We start from the raw sequence: 3615 nt of genomic DNA, 5'->3' as shown, positions 1-3615 counted from the left end.
GGCCGGGCTGGCCGCCGGCTGGCGCAGCCGCCGCTTCGGCAAGACGCTGCAAAGCGTGCTGGGCAGCGGCGGCGAGGAGCAGCTGGCCAGCAGCCTGGCGCGGCTGCGCGACCAGGCCTGGCGCGACCCGCTGACCGGGCTGCTGAATCGCGCCGGCTTCGCCGCCTGGCGCGAGGCACGCTCCGGCGCCTGGAGCGGCTGCGCCGTGCTGGCGCTCGACCTCGACGGCTTCAAGCCGATCAACGACCGGCACGGCCATGCCGCGGGCGATGCGGTGCTGCGCGCCATCGGCGCCTGGCTGCGGGCGCATCTGCGCGAGGGCGACGCGGCGGTGCGCCTCGGCGGCGACGAGTTCCTGCTCTGCCTGCCCGGCCCGCCCGAGCAGGTGCTGCCGGCGGCGGAGGCGGTCGGGCGCGACCTCGACGCCATGCTGCGCGAGGGGGTGGCGACGCCGGCCGGGCGGCTGTCCCTCGGTTGCAGCATGGGCTGCGCGCTGCTGCCGCCGGCGCAGCCGGATTTCGAGGCGGCGATCGCCGATGCCGATGCCCGGCTCTACGCCGCCAAGCGGCAGCGCCAGGCGACCTCCGGCTGAGGCCGCCGGCTCAGGGCAGCGGCAGGGCGGTGATCTCCGCCTCCACCCCGGCCTCGGCGCTGCCCAGGATGGTCAGCGCGTCATTCTCCGCCACCAGCTGCTCCAGCCGCAGGCTCGGCCGGGTCAGGCTGACGCGCAGCCCGCCGGTCAGCGCCGGGTCGGCGGCGCGGGCGCGCAGCGCCGCCAGCGCCTCCTGCATCACCGCGCTGAGGTCATAGACCGCGATCCCCTCCAGCCAGGCGCGGATGCGGCCCTCGAACAGCAGCGTCGCCAGCGACCACAGCGTGCTGTCGAGGTCGCGGGCGAAGCGGAGGTCGGTCAGCGCCACGCGGCGCCCATCGGCGTCCAGCACCGGCCGGGCGGAGAAGGTGACATGCCCGGTGGTGTCCGGCAGCAGCCCGGGCAGGCTGGCCTCGAAGGTGACGGAGAGCGCCAGCGCCGGGTGGCTCGGATAGAGGAAGATGTCGCGCACCCGCAGCGTCAGCGTGCCGAGCGGCGTCTCCACGGGGATGTCGCGGCCGCCGAACTCGGCCATCAGCCAGTCGCGGATCATGTCGTAGCCGGCGCGCACCGGGATGGCGACGCGCAGGCGCCCGTCGCGCTCGCTCCAGCGCTCGGGCAGGGCGCGCAGCGGCGGCAGGAAGCGCGGCCCGGCCGGCGGGCGGGGCGGGGCCGAGGTGATGGCGGTGCTGGCCCGCAGCGCCAGCATCACCGAGAGCGTGTCCGGCTCGAAGCCGATCTCGGACAGCGCGACCGCCTCGGGCCGCAGCGCCAGATAGAGGGGCGGCGCCGCCGGCAGCTGCACCGCCACGCTGCGCGGCTGCCACAGCGCATAGGCCTGCTCGCGCAGCGCGGCGCAGGGCAGCAGGCTGGCCAGCTGCGCCGGCAGGCCGCGCAGCGCCTCGTCGAGCTGGCCGCGCAGCCGCTGCTCCACATCGATCCAGACGCCGCCGATGATCTCGAGGCGCGGGCTGCGCAGCCAGCGATAGCGCGAGGCGACGCTCCAGACCGGGCACCAGCCCTCGTCCAGCGTCAGCTTCAGGTCGAGCTGCAGCTCGGCCTCGGCCTCGATGCGGTTGGCGTCCAGCGCCAGCAGCGCGGCCAGCCCGCCGCCCAGCCCCGCCGTGCCGCCGAGGCCGAGCCGCGCGGTGGCGCGCAGCCCCTCCCCCGTGCTCTGCAGCGCGACGGGGCCCAGGCGGCGCAGCGTGATGTCATACACCGTGTCGGCGCCGGGCTCGCTGGTTTGGCGCAGCGCGGCGGGCAGGTTGCGCTCGGCCGCCTGGCGCAGCAGGTCGAGCGGCAGGCGCAGCTTCAGCGCCACGCGGCTCTCCCGCTCGGGCAGCGCCAGCCGGGAGGATTGGCGCGGCGGCTCGCCCGGCAGCGCCGCCTCCCGCCGCTCCAGCCAGACCAGCCCGGCCGCGCCGAGCGCCGCCAGCACCGCCAGCGGCATCCATCGCAGCCATCTTCGCCGCGTCCTGCGCCGTGTCTCCGCCTCACCCGCCATGCGGCGGCCTCCTAGCAAGCGCGGGCGGGAGAGGCCGCATCACGTCGCTGTCAGGCTCCTGCCGCCACCCGGCCGGCTCAGGGCTCGCGGCACAGGCGCTCCACCGCCTCGGGCTGGCCGAGGATGACCGGGCGGCGCCACGGGCCGGGATCGCCCTCGAAGCGGTCGAAGGGCTGCCAGCCCGCCTCCCCCAGGACGCGGATGGCACCGCCCGCCGCCCGCACCAGGGCGAAGCCGCCGGCCACGTCCCAGGTGTTGGGCCGTTCGAACCGCGCCACCTCCAGCAGGCCGGCGGCGACGAAGGCGCATTCGATGGCGGCCGAACCGGTGCGCCGCGCCTCCCATCCCTGCGGCGAGCGGGGCGAGGCATCGACGAAGCCGGCCAGGCGGCGGCGCACCTCGGGATTGTGCAGGGGCTGCATCGGCTGGCCCTCGAAATGCAGCGCCCCGCCCTGGATGGCGTGGTAGACGCCGGCGCGCAGATCGTGGCTGGTGGCGCACCAGACCGCCCCGGCCACCGGCGCGCCGTCCAGCAGCACGCCGATCGAGCCGGCGAACAGCGGGAAGCCGTTGATGTAGTTGGCCGTGCCGTCCACCGGATCGACCGCCCAGAGGAAGCGGGCGCCGCGCGCCGGGCGCTCGGCCGATTCCTCGCCCAGCACGTCGTGATCGGGGAAGCGCTCGGCCAGGCGGGCGCGGATCTCGGCCTCCACCGCCTGGTCGACCTCGGAGACCGGGTCGCGCAGGCTCCCGCCGCCGCCGGGCTTGTAGCGCACGGCCGGGCTGCGGCCGATCTCGCGCTTCATCTCGCGCCCGGCGAGCGCCGCCAGCTCCACCGCCAACCCGCCGATCTGCCGCAGCAGGGCGGGCGGCACCGCCTCCGCCGCGCTCACGCCGCGCGCTCCAGCGCCCGCGGCACCAGGATCGGCAGCACCGTCTCCTCCAGCCCAAGCGTCACGGCCATGGCCTCCTCCGTCAGCGGCGTGTCGTCCAGCCGCACCGGGCCGCCGGGCCAGTCGATGCGGATCTCGCGGCCCCGGCGCAGCAGCACCGGCGCGCAGCCCTGCTCCGGCGCGTCCAGCCAGGCCAGCAGCGCCTCGCGCCGCCCGGGCGGCAGCAGCACCAGGTCGAGCTGCCCGTCATCCGGCTCCGCCCCCGGCGCCAGGCGCAGATTGGGGCCGAGGAGCGGGATGTTCATCACCTCCAGCAGCAGCGTCTCCCCCTCCCAGGCGGCGCCATCGACGCGGAGCGCCACGCGCTGCGCCTCGGTGTTGGCCAGGATGGCGCGGAAGGCGGCGCGGCCGGCCTCGATGCCCTTCAGCCCCTTCTCGTCGGCGCGGTCGACGGCGCGGGCGAAGGCGCCGAAGCCCGCGGCCTCCAGGAAGGGAAGGCGGCCGAAGCGGCCCTCGGCATAGGCCAGGTTCAGCGCGCGGCGCGGGGCGGCGCGCCAGCCCTGGGCCAGCGCCTCGGCCGAGCGCCAGGGGCCGAGGGCGCTGGCCAGGTTGTTGGCGGTGCCGCA

4 protein-coding genes are annotated in these 3615 nt (G+C 76.8%); 1 reads left to right on the top strand and 3 read right to left on the bottom strand.

Annotated features, from left to right (window positions below):
• A partial coding sequence (locus tag HMPREF0731_RS15445; protein ID WP_007005100.1) for a GGDEF domain-containing protein occupies positions 1-592 on the top strand: 592 nt, incomplete at its 5' end.
• 10 nt (positions 593-602) lie between these two features.
• Here HMPREF0731_RS15445 and HMPREF0731_RS15440 read toward each other — a convergent pair.
• The 3 genes from HMPREF0731_RS15440 to HMPREF0731_RS25600 form a co-directional block, all read right to left on the bottom strand.
• The gene (locus tag HMPREF0731_RS15440; protein ID WP_007005099.1) at positions 603-2042 is read right to left on the bottom strand and encodes a DUF4403 family protein; all 1440 of its coding nucleotides are present in this window, start codon (positions 2040-2042) and stop codon (positions 603-605) included.
• A 131-nt stretch (positions 2043-2173) separates the two neighbouring features.
• The gene (locus HMPREF0731_RS15435) at positions 2174-2989 is read right to left on the bottom strand and encodes an inositol monophosphatase family protein (protein WP_007005098.1); all 816 of its coding nucleotides are present in this window, start codon (positions 2987-2989) and stop codon (positions 2174-2176) included.
• Positions 2986-3615 (bottom strand): diacylglycerol/lipid kinase family protein (locus HMPREF0731_RS25600; RefSeq protein WP_051014785.1); only part of this gene is annotated, 630 nt, incomplete at its 5' end. The genes HMPREF0731_RS25600 and HMPREF0731_RS15435, both read right to left, overlap by 4 nt.

The organism is Pseudoroseomonas cervicalis ATCC 49957, assembly GCF_000164635.1.
GTDB lineage: Bacteria > Pseudomonadota > Alphaproteobacteria > Acetobacterales > Acetobacteraceae > Pseudoroseomonas > Pseudoroseomonas cervicalis.
This window is presented reverse-complemented; position numbering and strand designations above follow the sequence as displayed.

Excerpts from the sequence above, each read along its gene's own strand:
- HMPREF0731_RS15440 (WP_007005099.1), bottom strand. The coding sequence starts at position 2,042 with ATGCCGCTGGCGGTGCTGGCGGCGCTCGGCGCGGCCGGGCTGGTCTGG.